Origin of the sequence: Pseudomonas paraglycinae, assembly GCF_021601625.1 — a bacterium.
GTDB lineage: Bacteria > Pseudomonadota > Gammaproteobacteria > Pseudomonadales > Pseudomonadaceae > Aquipseudomonas > Aquipseudomonas paraglycinae.
Map to the genome: position 1 here is coordinate 103,929 of NZ_BQHR01000011.1, position 21,801 is coordinate 125,729.

General features: G+C 61.1%; 19 protein-coding genes. 8 read left to right on the top strand and 11 right to left on the bottom strand.

The features are described 5' to 3' along the window. The first annotated feature begins 36 nt into the window (after positions 1-36). Both L6D82_RS17840 and L6D82_RS17845 read left to right on the top strand, forming a co-directional pair. A complete protein-coding gene (locus L6D82_RS17840) occupies positions 37-2,574 on the top strand; it encodes a PAS domain-containing hybrid sensor histidine kinase/response regulator (RefSeq protein WP_102686078.1) in 2,538 nt (845 codons plus the stop codon). A 50-nt stretch (positions 2,575-2,624) separates the two neighbouring features. Then, complete coding sequence (locus L6D82_RS17845) at positions 2,625-2,900, top strand: peptidylprolyl isomerase (RefSeq protein ID WP_007952044.1); 276 nt, start codon at positions 2,625-2,627, stop codon at positions 2,898-2,900. Positions 2,901-2,949: 49 nt separating this feature from the next. Here L6D82_RS17845 and L6D82_RS17850 read toward each other — a convergent pair whose 3' ends face one another. From L6D82_RS17850 to L6D82_RS17890, 9 genes are all read right to left on the bottom strand, one after another. Next, on the bottom strand, positions 2,950-3,885 hold the full coding sequence (locus L6D82_RS17850) for a sugar kinase (protein WP_102686077.1): 936 nt from the start codon (positions 3,883-3,885) through the stop codon (positions 2,950-2,952). After that, on the bottom strand, positions 3,885-5,105 hold the full coding sequence (locus L6D82_RS17855) for an amino acid deaminase (RefSeq protein ID WP_129973274.1): 1,221 nt from the start codon (positions 5,103-5,105) through the stop codon (positions 3,885-3,887). Before L6D82_RS17855 ends, L6D82_RS17850 begins: the two co-directional genes overlap by 1 nt. A gap of 39 nt (positions 5,106-5,144) precedes the next feature. Then, entirely contained in the window at positions 5,145-5,909 is a 765-nt protein-coding gene (locus L6D82_RS17860) for an IclR family transcriptional regulator (RefSeq protein WP_011334479.1), read from the bottom strand. Between the two features lie 227 nt (positions 5,910-6,136). Further along, a complete protein-coding gene (locus tag L6D82_RS17865; protein ID WP_007912330.1) occupies positions 6,137-6,526 on the bottom strand; it encodes a RidA family protein in 390 nt (129 codons plus the stop codon). Between the two features lie 31 nt (positions 6,527-6,557). Next, positions 6,558-7,355, bottom strand: a complete 798-nt coding sequence (locus L6D82_RS17870) for an amino acid ABC transporter ATP-binding protein (RefSeq protein ID WP_102718115.1) — start codon at positions 7,353-7,355, stop codon at positions 6,558-6,560. Next, positions 7,352-8,014: an amino acid ABC transporter permease gene (locus L6D82_RS17875; protein ID WP_102686074.1), complete on the bottom strand. Its 663-nt coding sequence runs from the start codon at positions 8,012-8,014 to the stop codon at positions 7,352-7,354. The genes L6D82_RS17870 and L6D82_RS17875 overlap by 4 nt, the downstream gene beginning before the upstream one ends. Before the next feature lie 9 nt (positions 8,015-8,023). Then, entirely contained in the window at positions 8,024-8,686 is a 663-nt protein-coding gene (locus L6D82_RS17880) for an amino acid ABC transporter permease (protein WP_007960243.1), read from the bottom strand. Positions 8,687-8,737: 51 nt separating this feature from the next. After that, a complete protein-coding gene (locus L6D82_RS17885; protein ID WP_102686073.1) occupies positions 8,738-9,586 on the bottom strand; it encodes a transporter substrate-binding domain-containing protein in 849 nt (282 codons plus the stop codon). 273 nt (positions 9,587-9,859) lie between these two features. After that, positions 9,860-10,006 carry a hypothetical protein gene (locus L6D82_RS17890; protein ID WP_236190679.1) on the bottom strand — a complete coding sequence of 49 codons (147 nt, stop codon included), beginning with the start codon at positions 10,004-10,006 and terminating at the stop codon, positions 9,860-9,862. A gap of 202 nt (positions 10,007-10,208) precedes the next feature. Here L6D82_RS17890 and L6D82_RS17895 point away from each other — a divergent pair, with 202 nt between their 5' ends. The 6 genes from L6D82_RS17895 to L6D82_RS17920 all read left to right on the top strand — a co-directional run bounded on the left by L6D82_RS17895 (position 10,209) and on the right by L6D82_RS17920 (position 18,244). Further along, on the top strand, positions 10,209-10,640 hold the full coding sequence (locus L6D82_RS17895; RefSeq protein ID WP_102686072.1) for a thioredoxin family protein: 432 nt from the start codon (positions 10,209-10,211) through the stop codon (positions 10,638-10,640). Between the two features lie 175 nt (positions 10,641-10,815). Continuing rightward, positions 10,816-10,980, top strand: a complete 165-nt coding sequence (locus tag L6D82_RS17900; protein WP_158247720.1) for a hypothetical protein — start codon at positions 10,816-10,818, stop codon at positions 10,978-10,980. Further along, a complete protein-coding gene (nfrB, locus tag L6D82_RS17905; RefSeq protein WP_085745503.1) occupies positions 10,977-13,151 on the top strand; it encodes a cyclic di-3',5'-guanylate-activated glycosyltransferase NfrB in 2,175 nt (724 codons plus the stop codon). Before L6D82_RS17900 ends, nfrB begins: the two co-directional genes overlap by 4 nt. Beyond that, a complete protein-coding gene (locus L6D82_RS17910) occupies positions 13,148-16,306 on the top strand; it encodes an NfrA family protein (protein ID WP_236190682.1) in 3,159 nt (1,052 codons plus the stop codon). The genes nfrB and L6D82_RS17910 overlap by 4 nt, the downstream gene beginning before the upstream one ends. Then, positions 16,306-17,184: a DUF4434 family protein gene (locus L6D82_RS17915; protein WP_102718117.1), complete on the top strand. Its 879-nt coding sequence runs from the start codon at positions 16,306-16,308 to the stop codon at positions 17,182-17,184. Before L6D82_RS17910 ends, L6D82_RS17915 begins: the two co-directional genes overlap by 1 nt. Continuing rightward, positions 17,168-18,244, top strand: a complete 1,077-nt coding sequence (locus L6D82_RS17920) for a GGDEF domain-containing protein (RefSeq protein WP_102718118.1) — start codon at positions 17,168-17,170, stop codon at positions 18,242-18,244. Before L6D82_RS17915 ends, L6D82_RS17920 begins: the two co-directional genes overlap by 17 nt. 5 nt (positions 18,245-18,249) lie before the next feature. Here L6D82_RS17920 and L6D82_RS17925 read toward each other — a convergent pair whose 3' ends face one another. Next, positions 18,250-19,806: a TerC family protein gene (locus L6D82_RS17925; RefSeq protein ID WP_236190684.1), complete on the bottom strand. Its 1,557-nt coding sequence runs from the start codon at positions 19,804-19,806 to the stop codon at positions 18,250-18,252. A gap of 335 nt (positions 19,807-20,141) precedes the next feature. After that, on the bottom strand, positions 20,142-21,788 hold the full coding sequence (locus L6D82_RS17930) for a phospholipase D-like domain-containing protein (protein ID WP_236190686.1): 1,647 nt from the start codon (positions 21,786-21,788) through the stop codon (positions 20,142-20,144). Positions 21,789-21,801 lie beyond the last annotated feature (13 nt).

Below are 21,801 nucleotides of genomic sequence, written 5' to 3' on the forward strand. Positions count from 1 at the left end.
ACGCCGCCTCACCGACCGACGCCCAGGATTGATGTGATGAACGCTGTACCGAACACCAACGACGCCCAGGCATTGATTGCCCGCACCGACTGGAGCCGCAGCCCGCTGGGCGCCGCTGGCACCTGGCCACAGAGCCTGCGCACCGCGGTGGACATCGTGATTCACTCGCCGATGCCGATGCTGCTGTTGTGGGGCCCGCAACTCACCCAGATCTATAACAACGGCTTTGCACTGCTCGCCGGGAGCAAGCATCCGCACGCTTTCGGACAACCGGCGCACCAGATATGGCCGGAACTTAGAGACTTTACCGACCCGATTTACAGCGCCGTCCTACAAGGCCAGGTGCGAACCTACAGCGAACGGCGCTTTACCCTGCAACGGGACGGCCAGGACTCCGACTTCTGGCTGGACCTGACCTACAGCCCGATCCGCGACGAAAGCGCGCAAGTGGCCGGGATTCTGGTCACCGCCATCGAAACCAACGAACGCCGGCGCATCGCCCTGGAACTGCAGCAGCGCTCCGAAGACAGCCTCAAGGCCCAACGCGAAAGCGAAGAGCGCCTGCAACTGGCGCTGGCGGCCACCGATGCGGTCGGCACCTGGGATTGGGACATAGGCGAAGACCGCTTCATCGCCGATGCGCATTTCGCCCAGTTGCACGGTGTCGATCCGGCCCTGGCCGGTCAGTTGCCGATCAGCGAGTACCTGCACGGCGTGCACCCCGAAGACCGCGCTATGATCGCCCGCAGTATCAAGCATTGCATTACCCACGGCACCGAATACGCTGAGGAATACCGCCTGCTGCAAGCCAATGGCGAGCTGCGCTGGGTGTTCGCCCGCGGGCGCTGCTACAAGGATCATCACGGCCGGCCGATACGTTTTCTCGGCGCGGCGCTGGACCTGACCGAACGCAAGCACACCGAACAGGCACTGCGGCAAAGCCAGACCGAGCTGCAACTGATCATCAACGCCATGCCGATCCTGATCAGCTATGTCGACCACGAAGAACGCTTTCGCCTGAACAACGCCGCGTACCTCGACTGGTACGGGCTCACGCCGCAAGAGCTGTACGGTCGCACGATCCGCGAAGTGATCGGCGAAGAGGCCTATTTCCTGCGGGCGCCGTACATCGCCGAAGCCCTCGCCGGCCGCCCTTGCTCGTTCAGCCTGTACACGCCGCACCGCGACGGCAGCCAGCGGCACGCCTTGATGAACTACCTGCCGCGTCACGGCGCGGACGGTGCGGTAAACGGTTTCTACATCTTCGTGATCGACGAAACCGAACGCAAAAAGACCGAAGAAGCCCTGCGCAACCTCAATGAAACTCTTGAGGAACGCGTCAGTGCGCGCACCGAACAACTGGCCCAGGCCAACCAGCGCTTGCAGAACGAAATGTTCGAACGCGAGCGCGCCGAAGATGCCTTGCGCCACGCGCAGAAAATGGAAGCGGTCGGCCAGCTCACCGGCGGCATCGCCCATGACTTCAACAACATGCTGACCGGCATCATCGGCAGCCTCGACCTGATGCAGCGCTACATCGCCAATGGCCGCGCCGATGAGATCGGCCGTTTCACTGACGCGGCGGTGTCCTCGGCCAACCGCGCGGCGGCACTGACCCACCGTCTGCTGGCGTTCTCCCGGCGTCAGTCGCTGGATCGCAAGACCCTCGACGTCAACGAGCTGATCCACTCGCTGGAAGACCTGATCCGCCGTACCAAGGGTGATCCGATCGAACTCAAGTTGCGCCTGGCCGACAATGTATGGCCGGTCAGCACCGATGTCAGCCAACTGGAAAACGCCCTGCTCAACCTGGTGATCAACGCCCGCGACGCCATGCCCGACGGCGGCGAGCTGTTGATCGAAACGGCCAACGTCTACCTCGACGGCAACGACATCACTACCCTCGAACCGGTCAAGGCCGGTGATTACCTGATGCTGGCGGTGAGCGACAACGGCACCGGCATGACGCCTTCAGTACGTTCCAAAGCGTTCGATCCGTTCTTTACGACCAAACCCATCGGGCAAGGCACCGGGCTCGGCTTGTCGATGATTTATGGCTTTGCCCAGCAATCGGGTGGGCACGTCAGCCTCGACAGCCTGCCGGGTCAGGGCACCTGCGTGCGCCTGTACTTGCCGCGCTTGTATGCACTGGAAGCGGAGCTGCCGGCAATCGAAGCGGTTGCCGAGGCCCCCGCTGTGGCGACCGGCGAGACCGTGGTGGTGGTCGAGGACGATCCGGCGGTGCGCATGCTGGTCATGGACCTGCTCAAGGAGCTGGGTTATCGCGCCCATGAAGCCGAAGACGCCAAGGGCGCCCTGCCGTTGCTCGAATCGGATCTGCGGGTTGACCTGCTGGTGACCGACGTCGGCCTGCCGGGCATGAACGGCCGGCAAATGGCGGAGATCGCCCGCCAGCATCGTCCGGGGCTCAAGGTGTTGTTCATGACCGGTTACGCGCAGAAAGCCGCCGAGCGCCAGGGCTTCCTCGAAGACGGCATGGACATGGTCGCCAAACCGTTTTCCATCGAACAGCTGGCCGGCAAGATCCGCACGATGATCAGCCAAAACCCGTGACTTGAGGCATAATCCGCGCCCCGCCGTCACCCCGCTACAGGTATTGCACGATGAAAGCCCAAGCCCGCCACATTCTGGTGAAGACCGCCGAAGAGGCTGAAAAACTCAAACAACGCATCGCCAACGGTGAGGCGTTCGATGTGCTGGCGAAGAAATTTTCGACTTGTCCGTCCGGCAAGCGCGGCGGCGATCTGGGTGAAGTACGGCCGGGGCAGATGGTCGGTGCGATCGATGCGGTGATCTTCAAAAAACCGCTGCGCACCGTGCACGGGCCGATCAAGAGCAAGTTCGGGTATCACCTGGTACAGGTGTTTTACCGCGACTGATCCAGTGCCCTGAAGGCGCGGCTTTCGGCAGCGCCTTCAGGGATCGGCATCAATCCCTGGGGATCAACGCCCCAGGCACTTGAATGACCTGACTGGCCAAGCGATGCCCCGCCTCCGCCGCCTGCACAGGGCTTGCGCCCGACAAGCGACTCGCCAGATACGCCGCACTGAACGAATCCCCCGCTGCCGTGGTGTCCACCACCTTCTCGACCTTCTGCGCCGGGACTTCGAACGCTTCCCCGGCGCAACGGATCAGACAGGCTTCAGCGCCACGCTTGAGCACCACTTCCGGCGTGCCGATCTGCGCGTACGCTTCAAACACCGCATCACAGTCCTCGAAATGGAACAGCGCCTGCTCGTCGTCCACCGTCAGCAACGCCAGATCGACATGGGGCAACACGCTGCGATACGCCGCCCGCGCCTCTTCCACCGAAGCCCACAGGCGTGGGCGGTAGTTGTTGTCGAAGACGATTCGCGCGTCACGCTGACGGGCTTCGATCAAGGTCTCGATCAGTTTTTCCCGCCCCTGCGCACCGAGTACCGCCAGCGTGATACCGCTGAAATACAGCACGTCGTAATCCGGCAGCGCCGCCAGAATCGGCGCGGCCGTCGGCGTGGTGAAGCAGTCGCGAACGGCGGCTTCGTTGCGCCAGTACAGAAAACGACGTTCGCCGGCGGCGTCGGTCTGGATGCAATACAGACCCGGCAGACGACCGGGTAAACGCTGGACCAGATCCAGACCAATGCCTTCGTCGGCCCAACTGCGGCACATCGCGTCACTGAAGCTGTCATCACCCAGCGCCGTGACGTAATCGACCTGCGCGTTGTCGCCCATGGCGCGGGACAGATAGACCGCCGTGTTCAGCGTGTCACCGCCGAAGCTCTGTTGCAGGCTGCCATCGGCACGTTGCTGGAGTTCGATCATGCATTCGCCGATCAGGGCGATGCGCGGGGTGTTCGGACCCAATGCACTGAGCGTGTTCATCAGAAGCAGGTTTCCATGGTTTCGATCACGGACAGCTGCTCGTCCACCAGCAGCCCTACGCGCCATTTGTCGAAGGTCAGGCACGGGTGCGAAGTGCCAAAGGAAATGATGTCGCCGACGCGCAATTCCACGCCCGGCGCCACGGTCATGAACGCGTGCTGGTCCATCACCGCCGTCACCTTGCAGGCGCCGACATCGTCGCCCACTGCCGGCAGCACGCCGGCCTTGTAACGCAGCAACGGCACCGGCATCCCGGCATCGAACGCCACGTCACGCTTGCCCAGGGCAATCACCGCGAAGCCCGGCTCCGGCAGCGACTGCACGTGCGCCCAGACTTCCAGCGCCGGGCGCAGGCCTTCGTGCAGATCGCTGCGACGGTCGAGTACGCAGCACTGCGCTTCTTTATAGATGCCATGGTCGTGCGCCACGTAACTGCCAGGGCGCAACACGCTGAGGAAACGCCCGCCAGCGTTCTGCGCTTCGAACGATTCGGCGATCAGGTCGTACCAGGCCGAACCCGACGCGGTGATGATCGGCTTGGCGATGGCGAACGCGCCGCTGTCCTGCAACTGCACCGCCAGGCGCACCAGCGAGGCGGCGAACTCACGGATGCCGCTGACCGCGTGATCGCCATGGATCACGCCTTCGTAACCTTCGATGCCGGTCAGGGCCAGCGCCGATTGCGCGCCGATGGCCTTGGCCAGTTCGATGACTTCCTGCTCGCTGCGGCAACCGCAACGGCCGCCGACCACGCCGTATTCGATCATCACGTTAAGCCGCACGCCGCGCGATGCGAAATAAGCGCCCAGATCGGCGACGTTGTCCGGGTGATCGACCATGCAATAGAAATCGAAGCCGGAATCGGCCGCCAGCAGATCGGCGATCAGCGCCATGTTCGGTGTGCCGACCAGTTGGTTGGCCATCAGCACCCGGCGCACGCCGTGGGCGTATGCAGCGCGGGTCTGGGTGGCGCTGGCCAGGGTGATGCCCCAAGCGCCGGCGTCGAGCTGACGACGAAACAGCGCCGGGGTCATGCTGGTCTTGCCGTGGGGCGCGAGTTCGGCGCCGCTGTCGCTGACGAATTTCTGCATCCAGCGGATGTTGTGTTCCAGCGCTTCGCGATGCAGCACCAGCGCCGGCAGGCTGATGTCACGCACCAGTTGCGCGCCGACGGCGGCATCGCCCTTTTCCACGGCAGCAGTGTTGTTGGCAGTCGTCATGGTCGAACTCCTCACAGTCGCGCCCGCAGGCAGGCGCGGTTATTCGTTGATTCGCCGGGCGAGGCTGTTGGCGCTCTCGATCAAGACCCGGCGATAGTCGTTGTAATTGTTCTTGGCATCGGCGCGCGGGGCGACGATGCACAGGGTGCAGATGGCCACGCCTTGAGGGTCTTTGACCGGGGCGGCGAAGCAATGGGTGAAGGTGTCGGCGACACTGTCGAAGGAGAAGAAACCGTCGATGCCGGCCTGACGGATTTCCGCCAGAAACGTCTCCATCGGCAGGCGTTCGCCATCCGGCAGGATGAAATCGTCGGGATCGATCAGATCGCTGATCTGCTGATCGCTCAAGTGCGCCAGCAGCAGGCGACCGGAGGCGGTCCACGGGATCGGCGCGTTTTCACCGATATCGGAAGAAATGCGGAAATGCCGCTCGCCCTCCTTCATCAGCGCCACCGTGTATTTGCGCCCGTTGAGCAGGCACATCTGCGCGGTTTCCCGGGTCTGGCTGACGATCTCCTGCAAGGCGTGATCGGCTTCGCGACTGAGGTCGAAATGGCGCAAGTGCGCCTGGCCAAGGAAGTACAGCTGACGACCGAGATAGACGTGACCGTCCTTGCCCACCGGCTCCAGAATCCGCCGCTCGAGCAATGACGCCACTAGCTCGTAGACCGTGGATTTCGGGCTGCCGATGCCGTTGGCGATGTCGTTCGGACGCAGTGGCTGGCCGATCTCCTTGAGGAAATCGAGGATATCGAACGCCCGGTCCAGACCGCGTGCCCGGCGCTTGATGGTGTCTTCGGTCATTTCTGTGGTTCCCTTAAAAGATGCCGGGATGGTAACTGGCCCTTGGCGTTGTGTCAGTTGGATCGCAGCCCTCACCCCCCGCCCTCTCCCGGAGGGAGAGGGAGCCTGACCGTATCGATGCAAATGCCATCGTCTGGCACAACAATCTGCATCGATAGAGATCAGTCCCCTCTCCTGGGGGAGAGGGCTAGGGTGAGGGGGCTATGGCCTCAGCGACGCCACATCACTCAGGCCTTCTTCTTGTACGCAATGCAGTCGATCTCGACCTTGCAGTCGACCATCATGCTCGCCTGCACACAGGCCCGGGCCGGTGCGTGTTCGGGCTTGAAGTACTCGCCGAAGACCTTGTTGAAACTGCTGAAATCCCGCGGATCGTCCAGCCACACGCCGGCGCGTACCACGTCTTCCAGGCCATAACCGGCCTCTTCGAGAATCGCGATCAGGTTCTTCATGGTCTGGTGCGTCTGCTCGACGATGCCGCCCACAATGATCTCGCCATCCACCGCCGGCACCTGCCCGGAAACGTGCAGCCAGCCATCTGCCTCAACAGCGCGGGCGAATGGACGTGGCTGGCCGCCAGCGGCGGTGCTGCCGGTGCCGTAACGAGTAATGCTCATGGGTGTTTCTCCTGATTGAAAAAGTGAAAAGTCAGAACCGCGTGCTTTTGAGAAATTCCGCCAGCCGCGGCGATTGAGGACGCTCGAACAGTTCCTTGGGAGGCCCCTGCTCTTCGATGCGCCCCTGATTCATGAAAACGATCTTGTCCGAGACCTCGAACGCAAAACGCATTTCGTGGGTCACCAGCAACATGGTCATGCCGTCCTCGGCCAGGCCCTTGATCACGTTCAGCACTTCGCCGACCAGTTCCGGGTCGAGGGCCGAGGTGACTTCGTCGAACAGCATCAGGCTCGGGTTCATCGCAATCGCCCGGGCAATCGCCACGCGCTGCTGCTGACCGCCGGACAACTGGCCGGGAAAGTGATTGCGCCGCTCCAGTAGGCCGACCCGCTCCAGCCATTTCTCGGCCAGGACCACGGCTTCGTCCTTGTGCATCTTTTTGACTTTCAGCAAGCCGAGCGTGACGTTCTGCAACGCGGTGAGGTGCGGGAACAGGTTGAATTGCTGGAACGCCATGCCGGTCATCGCACGATGACGGGCAATGACTTTTTCCGGGTGGCGCACGCGCTTTCCGTTGAGTTCGTCATAGCCGATGGATTCGCCATCGAGCAGGATCTGCCCGCCCTGGAATTCCTCCAGCATGTTCACGCAGCGCAGCAGCGTGGTCTTGCCCGAGCCGCTGGAGCCGATCAGCGTCACCACGTTGCCGCGCTGCATGCTCAGGTCAACGCCCTTGAGCACTTCGACCGCGCCGTATTGTTTGTGCAGGCCACGGATGTCCAGCAGGAGCTGACCGTTCTGGACGTTGGAAACTTGAGCTTGAGTCATGGCAGGGCCACCCGCTTTTCAATGTGCCGGCCGAGTAATTCGATGCCGTAGTTGATGACGAAGAACAGAAAACCGGCGAACAGGTAAAACTCCAGGGTCATGAACGTCCGGGCGATGATCTGCTGGGTGCTGAGCAACAGCTCGGCCACGCCGATCACCGACAGCAAGGTCGACGCCTTGACGATTTCCGTGGACGAATTGACCCAGGTCGGCAGGATCTGCCGCAGCGCCTGCGGCAACAGCACGTAACCGAGAGACTGATAGAACGTCAGGCCGATGGCCTTGCCGGCTTCCATCTGCCCGCGTGGCAATGCCTGCAACGCACCGCGCACGATCTCGGCGACGTGGGAGCCGCAAAACAGCGTCAAACCCAAGGCACCCGCCTGAAACGCGCTGATCTGCCAACCGAGCGCCGGTGCCATGTAGAAGCACGCCAGCACCAGCACGAACACCGGGGTGCCGCGAATCAGGTCGACATAAAAACGGAACGGCGCGCGCATCCAGAACTTGCCGTAGGTCAGCACCAGCCCGGCGAATACGCCGATAAACGTGCCGAACAGAATCGCCAGCGCCGACACCTGCACGCTGGTCAGAAAGCCTTGCCACAAGGCTTCGCGGGCAATCCACAACTCATGCAACCAACTGGGGGATTCGTACATCGCAGCCTCCTATCGGCGGATCGCCAGACGCTGCTCGAGGTAACGCAGCAGCATGGCAATGAGGTAACAGGCCGCGACATACAACGCCGTGGTCACCAGCCAGGTTTCGATCACCCGGTAGCTTTCGACGTTGATCTTGCGCGCGTAATAGGTCAGCTCCGGCACCGCGATCGCGGCGGCCAGCGAGGTGTCCTTGAACAGCGAAATGAAGTTGTTCGACAGCGCCGGCAGCACGTTGCGCAACATCACCGGCACGGTGACGTAGGCTTTCACCTGCCACTCGCCCAGACCGATAGCCAGCCCCGCTTCGCGCTGGCCCTTGGGAATGCTCAGCAAACCGCCGCGGAACACTTCGGTCAGGTACGCCCCGGCATACAGCGAAAGCGTGATGATGAACGACGGGATCTTGTCCAGCCGGATTCCCAGGCTTGGCAACGCAAAGTAGATCAACAGAATCAACACCAGAATCGGCGTGTTACGGATCACCGTCACATACACCGATGCCAGCACCCGCAAGGCGCGATGCCTGGACAGCAAGGCAAACGCCATCAGCAGGCCGATCACGCAGCCGATGGCGATCGACACCAGCGCCAGTTCGAGGCCCAGACCGAGCCCCGCCAGCAAGGTGTCGAAATCGCGCCACACGGCGGCAAAGTTCAACTGATAGTTCATGGTCGGCAGTACCTTGAGCGGGGCGCATCAGGGCGCCCCACTCTCACGGGATCATTTGAATTCGACAGGGAAACCGATGGCCGGCGATGGCAGATCCACGCCGAACCATTGCTTGAACGACGCGGCATAAGTCGGGAACTCGACGCCGGTCATGGCCTCATGAAGGGCGGTGTTGACGAAGTTCAGCCAGTCCTGATCGCCACGTTTGACGGCGCACGCGTAGGTCTGCGGGCTCCAGGCGTACGTCGGGCTGCGGTAGCGGCCAGGGTTCTGCACCATCAGGTATTTGACCGAAGACTGGTCGGTGGCGGCGGCATCGGCGCGACCGGAGTTCACCGCCTGGTACATAAGATCAACGCTGTCGTACTGATCGACCTTGGCCTTGGGCAGCGCCTGATGCACCAGCTCCTCGGCGTACACGTTCTGCAGCACGGCCACGGTCACGCCGTCACCACCGGCCTGCAGGTCTTCGATTTCCTTGTATTTGCTGTTGTTCGGCAGCAGCAGGCCGACGCCTTCGCGGTAGTACGGCAGGGTGAACGCCACTTGCTGCGCACGGCTGGCGGTGACGGTGATGAACTGGCAGCTCATGTCGACCTTGTCGGTCAGCAGGTTGGGAATCCGCGCATCGGAAGACTGCACAACAAACTCGACCTTGCTCGGGTCGTTGAACAGACCTTTGGCGACGATCCGGGCGATGTCGATATCAAAGCCCTGCAACTTGCCGTCCGCGCCCTGGAAGTGCCACGGCGCATTGGTGCTGCCGGTGCCCACAATCAGTTTTCCACGGGCCAGGACGCTGTCGAGCTTGCTGTCAGCCGCCTGGGCCATACCCACGACAGCGGACGAAGCCGCGAGAACAAAAACACACGCTTTGAACAAGGAAGGTCGGCGATGCATGGCAAGCACTCCAGGAAGTTGTTTATTCCGCTATACCGGAACACGGTTTGTTACTACGGAATAGACAGCAGAAAGTGTGCCACAGGATTCGCGGGGAATCTGCAATGGATTGAAAATTCTGAGGAATCAAAGAGATATGTAAAAAGAAAAAATAGAGGAACAGTGAGAGAGCGGAGCGTGCGCTACCGTTGGCTACAACAATGCGGGTAGCAGGTTCCCAGTCGGTGCACGGGTGATCGATTCAGGGGCAGTGTTTATTTCCGAGAACCAACCTCAAAGGTCGTCTATCGAAACTTTTATGGTCGGATCATTTTCCCACTCCTTGCAGAGAGCTATCAGCTCCAGATCATCAAGGCGATTCATAAGCTCCTCATCAGTTTGTACTACGGAAACTGCTTTAAAACCTGCGTCGCTGCCCATCAGGAGCTCCTTTGATAAATGTCTGAAAACGATACCAGCTGCTTGGCCTTTGCGGACCTGAGTCTTCTGAGGGAATGCTCTTGCATCAAAGTAGGACGAAATCATCCTTTGTAGGACCTACCTGTAATTTCTGACAGTAGACCGCCGTTTTGCCCTGCTTTAACGTCAAAGGCCTTCCAGACTCATTGATCAGGAGGCTCCAATGAGAACCCGTCCCCCCCACACAACGTTGCACCCCGCCTACCGCAAAGTGTTGAAGGGATGGCGTCCAGTGATTCTGTATTTCTACAGCGAGCACTGCGGTGCCTGTACCTATGCCAGCCCGGTTTTTCGTGAAATCGCGGAGCCTTATCGACTTCGGGCGAACATCTACATGCTCGAAGCGGAAAAGTCGCCCAATATTTCTCATGTCGACGGATTCCCTACGGTGCTTTTCTTTCAGGACGGGAAACTGCGGAAAAAACTCAAAGGCATTGGAGATGAAAGATCCCTTCATGAGCATTTCGCCGAACACATCGGCAAGGTGAAAGCACCCGCCACTTGCCGCAAACCCCGACACACCCTCTCCTGGCTGCACCACACCCTCAGCACCCTCTGCACCATCCCCCGCGCAAAACGATGGAACTTTTCCTGAAAGTGCCACCTATGAGCCATCATGAAATGGCACCGTCGTTCCAATTGATCTGTAACAACTAGCCTCGAAGCCGGATTGGACAAGCTCCCATCCGGCTGCTTTTCTTTATTTCTCAGAAAGAGATAAGTGCTGCCGGCCCTTTGGCCGCGGCCTTGCTTCGTCCCAGGAGGGGTCAATGTCCTTTAATGTCATGATGGTTTTCGGTACTCGCCCGGAGGCCATCAAAATGGCCCCGCTGGCCCGGGTTCTGCGTCAGTGGCCCGACATCACACTCAACATCTGTTCCAACCGCCTCTACGCCTGGCTGAGCGCACGCTCGGCGGCGGGTAAAGGGGTATGAGTCTGGGGTGGGTCGATTTTTTCGCGTATGTGCTGTTCGGTCTCAAATATGTGGCGATTGCCCTCGCCCTGTTGATGTTCATCCTCGGCCTCGATGACCTGTTCATCGACCTCGTTTACTGGAGCCGCAAATTCATCCGGCGCTGGCGGATCTACGAGAAATTCAAGCGTGCCGACGAGGAACGCCTGTATTCGATTCCCGAGAAACCGCTGGCAATCATGGTGCCGGCGTGGAACGAAGTCGGCGTGGTCGGTGAAATGGCGCGTCTGGCCGCCTCGACCATCGACTACGAGAACTATCAGATTTTCGTCGGCACCTACCCCAACGACGCCGAAACCCAGGCCGATGTCGACGCGGTCTGCCAGCACTACCCCAACGTGCACAAAGTGGTGTGCGCCCGCCCCGGCCCGACCAGCAAGGCCGACTGCCTGAACAACATCATCGACGCGATCCTGCGCTTCGAGAGCGAGGCGAAAATCCAGTTCGCCGGGTTCATCCTGCACGACGCCGAAGACGTGATTTCGCCGATGGAATTGCGCCTCTACAACTACCTGTTGCCGAACAAGGACCTGATCCAGATACCGGTCTACCCCTACGCGCCGGAGTGGAAAGGCTTCACCGCCGGGCACTACGTCGATGAGTTCGCCGAGAACCACGGCAAAGACGTCATCGTCCGCGAAGCCCTCACCGGCCAGGTGCCCAGCGCCGGCGTTGGCACTTGCTTCAGCCGTAAAGCCATCAGCGCCCTGCTGGAAGACGGCGACGGCATTGCCTTCGATGTGCAGAGTCTCACCGAGGACTACGACATCGGTTTCCGCCTCAAACAGAAAGGCATGAAATGCATCTTCGCCCGTTATTCGGTCAGCGATCCGAAACTGGCGTTGGAGCAACCCTGGGTGTTCGGCATGAACCGCGAATTCTCCCAGGTGATCTGTGTCCGGGAACACTTCCCACGTGACTTGCAACACGCAATCCGGCAGAAATCGCGGTGGATTGTCGGCATCGTGTTCCAGGGCACCAAGAACCTCGGCTGGAGCCGCAAGGGTCTTCTCAACTACTTCCTGTGGCGCGACCGTCGCGGGCTGATCGCCTACCTGCTGAGTTTTTTGGTGAACCTGCTGTTCCTGGTACTGCTGGCGATGTGGGCGGTGACGATCATTTCCCCGGACTCTTGGCGCTACCCCTCGATTCTCGCCGACAGCTCGCTGCTCTCAGTGCTACTGTGGCTCAACGGCCTGATGCTGCTCAACCGCCTGTTCCAGCGCGGCTGGTTCGTCACTCGTTACTACGGATTGGTTGAAGGTCTGCTGTCAGCGCCGCGCATGATGTGGAGCAACTTCGTCAATTTCTTCGCCAACCTGCGCGCCTTGCGTCAGGTCATGGAAATGGGCGATTCGCGGCGTGTGGCCTGGGACAAAACCACTCACGAATTCCCGGCGCTGACCAAGGCCCAGCGCACTCCACTTGGCCATCGGCTGGTGGAAAAAGGCCTGCTTACCGAAGAGCAACTGGAAGCGGCGATCACCAGCCCGGTACGCCGGCGCCTCGGGCGCGAACTGCTGTTGCGTGAATACATCAACAGCACCCAACTCGTGCAAACCCTGGCCGAACAGCTTGATCTGGAATGGGCGCCACTCAATCCGTTCAAGCTCGACAAGCGCCTGATCGATGCCGTACCGCGCCGGGTCGCCTCCCATTACGGCATTTTGCCGGTGGCCGAAGAAGGCGACACCCTGATTCTGGCCTCCGAAGGCCCGGTCAGTCAGGTCTCGCTCGGCGCCATCAGCCGTCAATTGAAACGCCCGGTGCGCAGCCGTCTCGCACCTCAGGGCCGAGTCACATTGGGGATTCGTTACTGGTACGCCAGCCCCCGCCAGAATGAGGAAGTGCGTCATATGCTCGAAGTGCTTGAGCGCCATCAGGACGATGAAGCCCTGCTGGAACGGGTCAGCCGCCATCAAGTGCTGCTGGGCAATCTGTTGCAGGTGCGCGGCATGGTTCCGCCGACCCTGTTCAATCAGGCGCTGATCGACTTCGATGCCGAGAAGATGTCACTCGGTGAACACCTGATTTCCCGGGGCATGATTACCCAGGAAGTACTGGAACAGGCCCTGGCCGATCAGGCCAGCGAACAGCAAGCCGCCTACCGCATTGTCCGGGAGGTCGCATGAAGCCTGTGCATCGTCAAACCTTGCTGATGGGCAGCCTGCTGCTGGGCCTGAGCACCGCGTATCCGCTGCAGGCTGCACCGCTGAGCGACTTTGAACAGTTCCGCAGCTACCCCTACATGGACCGCAGCTATCGCGAGGCGAAAAAGGGCAACTGGAAAGAAGTCGAACGACTGATGCGCCACTTGCTGGAAAAGGTCCCGAAAAACGATGAGGCGCGGGCACTGCTGGTGGAGTCCCTGGCCAATCAACGCCGTTACAAGGAAGCGCTGCAAGCATTGCCGGACAACAGCGATGCCCTGCTCGACCTGCGCCTGACCTGGATCGAACAGGATCCGCCGACCAGCACGCAAGTTGAAAGCTGGATGGCCACCAGCAGCCTGAATGACCGTGTGCGTCTGTGGCAGGCCTACAGCCTGAGCCTGGCCAAGTTCGGCGGCGCGGCCAAGGCCCATGACTGGTTGGCACAACTGGCGCCCAAGGGTGACGACAACATCTTGCGCCTGGCCCGCGCCAACTGGTCGGAGCAACTGCGCGACTGGAGCGGCACCATCGACCAACTGGCGCCGCTGGCCGCACGCAAACAACTGGACGCCGAAGGCTGGCAACGGCTGGCCAACGCTTACGTGCAGCGTCTCGATGAAAAGCCGCTACAGCAACTGCTGCAACAGGCGCCGAGTCCCGAGGCCGCACGCAACATTCGCCTGGCGATGGTCGACCGCGCCATCGCCATGGGCCACGAGCAACAGGCCCAACGCTGGATGCAGTCGTTGCCGGCCAGCGATCTCGCCGATCCGGCGCAACGTCAGCGTCTGTGGGAACTGGCACGCAAGACCGAAGACGTGCCCACCGTGCAGCGTCTGAGCAACGATCTGCAACGGCCTTGCCTGGAAACCGCGGAATGGCTGTCGCGCCAGGATCCGGAAGCCGCGCTCAAGCAACTGCGCAGCTGCCCGCCGACCGACGACCCACAGACCTGGCTGGTACTCGCCCAGCGCCTGCAAGCCACGGATCTATTGCAAAGCACCCGTCTACCGGAGCCTTGGGACAGTCGACGACAAACACAGGTGCTCGACATCTGGCAGGAGCAAGGTCGCAGTGCCGAAGTCAACGCCTGGCTGGCCGGTCAGAAACAGACGCCCGATATCGTCAAGCGCCGTGCGGAACTGACGCAGCGCATGGGACGGATGATCGAAGCGGAGACCCTGTGGGAACTGCATTACCGACAGACCGACAATCTTTCCTCGCTCAATCAGGCCACCTATCTTGCGGTAAATGCCGGTGATCGGGCGCACGCTCAACAGTTGCTGGAATCTGCGTTCGATCGTCATGACGGGCGTTTGCCGGCGACGGCGTTGCAGCGTCTGGCCGGCTTGTATGCCGCAGCGCCCTCCACGACGCCGGAGCAACAGCGACGCATGGCGCTCCTGCTCAACCGGGTGGACGGTGCCACGCGCGGCCAACTGCTCGCGCAACTTGCGGAGACCGGCCAGTGCGACGCCGTGCAGCAAGCCATCGGCAGCCACCCGCAAGCGGCTGGCGATTACCGCGCGCTCGGTCGCTGCGCCATGCCTGATCGCCCGGGTGAAGCCGTCGTCTATTACCAGCAGGCTGAAAAGCTCGGCGATCGCGGCAGTCGTCTGCCGCTGGCCTATGCCCTGGAAGCGGCCGGTGATTCTGCCGGTGCACTGACGATCTGGCGCAGCATCCCGACCGCCGAACTCAGCGACAACGCGCGTCTGACAGCCAGTCGCAGCGCCCTGAATGTTGGTGACAGCCAGACCGCCGAAACCTACTGGCAACAGAGCACCACTCGCGGTGCCAATGAATGGGCCCTCGGCGCAGCCATCGCCGACGCACGGGGTGATCACGCCCAGGCACTGCAACGTCAGCGCCAGGCCCTGCAGCAGGCACCGGATGCCGGCCACTTCTACGCCGCGTCGGTCACCGCGCAAAAGGCCGGTGACCTGCCGCAAAGCACTGCATGGCTGGCCGAAGCGGTACGCCGCGAGCCGAACAATCCGCGTTATCGCGCCGACTACGGCATGCGTCTGGCCGGCGCCGAAACCCGCGAAGAACGCGCCACGGCGATTCCGTATCTGCAACAGGCCACCCGCGATTTCCCCGAGGATTACCGCCTCGGCGAAACCCTGGCCTGGCGCTACGACGAAGTCGAAGACAGCGCCTCCGCGCGCAAGGAACTGCGCCGGGTGATCGATCTGGAGCAGAACCCGGTGGCGGCCGATGGCGAAGACGGCAGCATGGAGGCCCGCCGTTATCGCCAGCGCCGCGCCCATGAAACCTTGTCACGGCGTGACAGCCGGACGATTGCCAGCACCTGGTCGCCGGCCGGGATCTCGACCAACGACTTCGTGCGCCCGGACGACAGCAAAGGTTCACGCCGTCGCTCGGATTCGCAGAATGTGCAATTGGCAATGTGGGACCACGCCCTGGGCGAAGAACCAAGCCGCGCCGGCAGCACGCTGTCGGTGTACGGACGTGTCTTGCTGGGCGGACAAGGTCGCTCAAGTTACGCCGAGTCCCTCGCCGCCGGTGTCGGCCTGCGCTACAAACCGTGGGGCACACAGAACATCAACTTCTACGGCGAGATCTACAAGCAGAGCCAGTTCGACGATGACGACAGTCACAGCCTGAGCCTCGGCCAGATGCTGGTGCCGGAAAAGCTGTTCGATCAGGTCAACGATCACCGCAAGGACGGTCACACCACCACTGATTACCTGCTACGCGCCACCGCCTCGTTCCTCGATCAGGGCAAGTACCGCAACGACTGGCGGGTCGACGAAAACGATTGGGACGAGCGTTTTCTCTATCTTGATGCTGCGTGGTGGACCAAGGCCGGCGATCACCAGTGGCTGTCGCGATTCCAGCAAGGTCACGCCTGGAAACTGCCGTTCAGTGGAGCCCAGACGATCATGCCTTACGGCTTCCTCGAGTTTGCCAGCCAGGACCCGAGCAACGACTGGCGCCAGGACCTGCGCACCGGTGTCGGTCTGCGCTGGCAATGGTGGTACGACGAGGATCGCTACAACGCCTACCGTTCGAAACTGACGGTTCGCACCGAATATCAACAGTCGCTGGGCGGCAATCTGTATGAAGGCGGCAACGGCGTGCTGCTGGGCGTGGAGTGGAATTTCTGATGGCTCGATGGATGTTGTGTTTGTGCCTGCTGATGAGTGCCACTGTCGCCAAGGCCGACGAGCGTGTCTTCTATCAGCCGCTGAATGTCGATGCCGGCCTGACCCAGGCGCAGTGGCAGAAAGTCTGGCAAGACACCGCGAAACAAGGCACGCGTACCGTGATCGTCCAGTGGACGGCTTATGGTGACTCGGACTTCGACGGCGCCAATGGCTGGCTCGCCAACAGCCTGAAACTCGCTCAGCGGGAAGGTCTGCAACTGGTGCTCGGCCTGGCGATGGACCCGGCCTACTACAAACGCATCGATGAACTGGACAGCGCCGGTCTCGGCGCTTACTGGCAGGCACAACTGGGCCAGTCACTGGCTCAGCAGCAGAAGCTCCGTCGGGACTGGAAGCTGCCGGTCAACGGCTGGTATCTGCCGCTGGAGCTGGACGACCTGCACTTTCTGGCGGCAGATCGACGGGCCACACTTCAGCGCCAATTGAAGGACTTTGCCGCGAAGCTGGATGCGCCGCTGCATGTCAGCGCCTTCAGTGCCGGCAAGCTGGCCCCGGCGGTCAACGGTCAATGGTTGGGCGAATTGACGGCGGCGGGTGCGCAGGTCTGGTGGCAGGACGGCGCGGGCACCGGTCGTTTGTCACCGCTGGTGCGCAACGGTTATGCCAGTGCACTGCCCTGCTCCGTGGGGATCGTGCGCGAAGCCTTCCGGCAGGTCAGCCGCGAGGGCGAGCCCTTCCGTGCCGAGCCGGCCAACCCGGATGCGACCTCGACCGGCTGCCATCAGAACGCGGTGTTTTCCCTGCGCTATCGACCGTGGGGCTCGGTCATCCTCGACAACCAACGCAAGCATCCGGGCAGCAATGTACAAAACCATTGAAGACGAAGTCCTGAAGAAGACCGCGCCCGCCGAACTGTGGAGCGAGTTCATCCAGCATGAATTCGAGCGGCTGCATTCGTTCTGCCTGTTGATCTACCTGGCGAGCATCGGCATCTGGCTCGCCTTCGACCTGATCGTCAGCTTCATCGGCAATCAGGGATTCACCTGGCGTTCGATGGTGTTCATCGCGGCCTTTGCGATTCTTGCTGTGGTGTTGATGTTCACCCGCAAGGCTCGACACTTCGACTGGCTGAACCTGACATTCGTGGTGATCATCACACTCGGCATCCGAATGGTGATCGACGGCCTGCCGCCGACCTTTCATGGCATCTGGCTGGTGCTCGCCGCAGCCACTACGTTGTACAGCGCCTCGGTACTGCCGCTCAGCCGCTGGTCGTTCTTCGGTGCCCAGGCCATCACCTGGCTGGTGCTCAATCCGTTCATGAACACCGGTATCAACCTGCTGGAACTCAAAGGCGTGATGACCCTCGCGTACGCCGTGTTTCTCTGCGGGCTGACGATCTATACGTTTCTGAAGCTGCGCGAGGTCAAGCTCTACAACTACATCATGTCCAAGCTGTTGTTGGACCAAGCCTACAACGACACCCTCACTGAAATCCCCAACCGTCGTTCATTCATGACCCGCGCCGGAAAAACCCTGCAAGCCGTACCGCGCGAGCATGACCATTACCTGGCGATGATCGACATCGACAACTTCAAGAAAGTGAATGATGTGTACGGCCACGACATCGGCGATGAGGTGCTCAAGCGCATCGCGGCGGACATCAAAGCGGTGATGGCACCGTTTGAGTACGCGCGACTGGGTGGCGAGGAGTTTGCGATCTATCTGGCCGGTGTGCGCCGCGAGGATGTCGAGGCGCTGGCCGGGAAATTGTGCCGGGTGGTGCGCGAGCAACCGACCCGGCACCCGGTGACCATCAGCATCGGTCTGGCCCGGGTCGAAGATGGCGACACCCTCAACCAGGCACTGATCAAGGCCGATGAAGCACTGTACGAGTCAAAGCATTCCGGCAAGGACCGCTACACCTTTCATCAGTGAGGCCGTCAGGCCTCACGCACCAGCAACACCCGCGTCACGCGACGCTCTTCGACCGCCATTACGGTCATGCCCCAACCGTCATGTTCCAGTCGATCGCCCTTCATCGGCAGGCGATCCAGCAGGCTCATCACCAGCCCGGCGAGGGTCTGGTAATCCTCGGTCGGCTCGGCGCGAAAACCGGTGTGCTCGCGGATACGGGTCAGGTTCAGCGCACCGTTGACGATGTACCCGCCCTGCTCCTCGACCACGTCCGGGCCGGCGATTTCGCTGGCATCCGGCAGTTCACCGGCAATCGATTCGAGAATGTCGGTCATGGTCAACACGCCGACAAAGTCACCGAACTCGTTGACCACGAAGGCAATGTGGGTCGAGGCCGCACGCATTTGTTCCAGTGCGTTGAGGATCGAATAACTGTCCAGCAGATTGACGGTCTTGCGCGCCAGGTGTTCAAGGTTCGGCTCGTTGCCGGCCAGATACTCCTTGAGCAATTCCTTCTTGTGCACGAAGCCCAACGGCTCATCCACTGCGCCGTTACGAATCAACGGCAAGCGCGAGTAGGACGAATGCATCAACCGTGTACGAATAGCCTCGGCATCGTCGGCCAGATCAATGTGATCGACATCGGCGCGCACCGTCATCAAGGCACGAATCGGGCGTTCAGCCAGTTGCAGCACGCCGCTGATCATCACCCGCTCGCGACGGTCGAACAGCTCCGCGCTCGGCGCTTCACCGTTATCCAGCAGGTCGGAAATCTCCTCGCCGACCTCTTCCACCGCCAGTTTACGACCACCCAAAAGACGCATCACCGCATGGGCCGTGCGCTCGCGCATCGGGCGCAAGCCCTGCATCGAGCGCTTGCGACGGGCGCGGGCGATCTGGTTGAAGATCTCGATCAGGATCGAGAAACCAATGGCCGCGTACAGATAACCTTTCGGAATGTGGAAGCCCAGGCCTTCGGCCGTCAGGGCAAAACCGATCATCATCAGGAAGCCCAGACACAGCATGATCACCGTCGGATGGGCGTTGACGAAGCGGGTCAGCGGCTTGCTGGCAACGATCATCACACCAATGGACACGACCACCGCGATCATCATCACCGCCAGTTCATCGACCATGCCCACAGCGGTAATCACCGCGTCCAGGGAGAACACCGCGTCGAGCACAACGATCTGCGCCACGATCGGCCAGAACAGCGCATAAGCGGTGTTGGTCGAGCGCTCGCCGATATGGCCTTCCAGCCGTTCGTGCAACTCGATGGTCGCCTTGAACAACAGGAACACACCACCGAACAGCATGATCAGGTCACGGCCGGAGAAGCTCTTGCCGAACACCTCGAACAACGGCTGCGTGAGGGTGACCAGCCAGGAAATACTCGCCAACAGGCCCAGACGCATGATCAGCGCCAGGCTCAAGCCGATGATCCGTGCGCGGTCGCGCTGATGGGGCGGCAGTTTGTCCGCCAGGATCGCGATGAACACCAGGTTGTCGATACCCAGTACCAGTTCCAGCACGATCAGTGTCAACAAGCCCAACCATGCCGTGGGATCCGCTAACCATTCCATAATCTTTCTCTATCTCTCGTCAGTGAATTCAGGCTGCCGGACACGGCAAAGTGCGGCGCGCAAGCTCGAAGGCTGCGCCAACAACGATAGTCGGTAGTCGGAAGACTGGATGCTGGAAGTGCGTCAAGAGCGCGCCGTGGCGCGAGGGGAACGGGGTTCCTGGAATAGAACTGGGAGGCTCCGAGAGGGTGTTCATGCAAATCCTGAATGAAAAAAGGCCTTGAAGCGTACAGGCTCTGATGACTTTTCCTACAGCTGGAAATCATTTCAAAATCTGTACGCCGCCAGCTTATCGCCGTCCCCGTCAGCATCGGCAACCAACGGATGTGTAAGGGCTAACGCCCGGCAAACCTGAGGCGAGACAACTGGCGCAGATCGCCCTCGACGTAGTAGTCATTGGTCCAGCTGTCATCCGCCGCCAGCGGCTGCACCTGCTTCAACGCCAGTTTTTTCGCGAAGTAGCGAAAACGGTAATGCTCGTAGAACCGCAGCAGCTCCAGGCCATAGCGGTCCGCCAGATCGGTGTCGCCGCGAATGATCAGATAGTTCTCGTCATTGCCGTTGCTGGCGGAAGTGCTGAGGTTATGGCTGCCGCTGATGAGGGTCGGGCTGTCGCTGGTGAAGTCGGTGACCACGGCTTTGGTGTGCACCAGCAGGTTGCCTTTCTGCCCTTTCATGTTTTCCCGCAGCCAGCCTTCCAGCCCGGTGTTGAGCAACGCGGTGGCGGCAAACTCGGCGGTTCGGTCGGCGTGAAACCCGGTGATGCGGCTGACGGTGTTTTGCAGGCCGTAACGCAGGATGTCGTCGTGGGGCTGGCCGAGCAACGCGTTGAGAATCGCGTCGGGCAAGGCGAATGCGGTGACGAACAGCAGGTCTTTTTTCGCTCCTTCGATGATATCGACGAACTCCCGCAGATCGGCGCCGCCGGTACGCGGTGAAAACCCGGCGAACAAGGGCTGCGCCGGGTTCATCGGGTTGTGTTGGGTGATCCAGTCGCGGGTGGCGCCGACGTCCGCCGGCTCGGCCCAGATCTGCTCGAAGGTTTTCAGGTAACTCGCACTGATCGCCGAATCGTCCAGTACATGCACCACGTTGGCCTGGCGGTACACGCCGTTGGCGGTGAAGTTGGTGCTGCCGCACAGCACCGCTTGCGGCTGGCGCTCACCGCCTCCGTCCAGGCGGCTGAGGACGATGAACTTGTTATGGAAAATGTTATGGGTGACCCGCCCGCGCTTGCTGCTCGCCGGCAGTTTCACAAGGCTCGCTTCGTTGATCGTTGTGTCTTCGTCGTCGGGCCGGGCGTGATACAGCACGCGCACCTGAACACCTCGTTCGAACGCCGCGTTCACCGTGTCGATGATGGCTTGTAACTGATATTCGTAGATCGCGATGTCCAGCGCCCACTGCCCGTCCACCGCACGCTCGATAAACCCCTGCAGACGCCCGAGCAGGCCGTTCTCCAGCCACTGACGCGCCGCATCGGGCCATGCTTCGATGGGCATGTTTTTGTTGGCGCTGATCTGTGCGTCGAGATCGGGAAATTTGCGCTGAAACGCCTGACTGGCAGCCACGGCGCGGTTGAAAATCACGCACTGATTAGCGGAATGACCGTCGTCGGAACAAATCGTCAGCTCCAGCGCTTCACCCAGTTGCGGCGCATCCGGCGAGCCATACGCCAGGTGCACGCGATAGTTAATCGTCATGCCTGGATTGACCGCGTAATCGGCCCAGCGAAATTTCTGCAACGGTGCCTTGTCGCTCGGCGTGGCGTGAAACTGCGGGAAGGTGTGAATCTTGTCGGGAAAGGTCAGGCTGTTGAACAGGAACAGCCATGGTTTGTCGCCCTGCTGCTTTTCGATGGCAAACCCCAGCAGGCCTTTGCGCCGGGGCTCGGCAAGGTCCATGGCAAGCAGCACGCCATTGGTGCCGGCATAGGCCTTGACGCGAAAATCGTCCTGCGGATTGGCGACCAGTACGCGCATGATTCACTCCCTG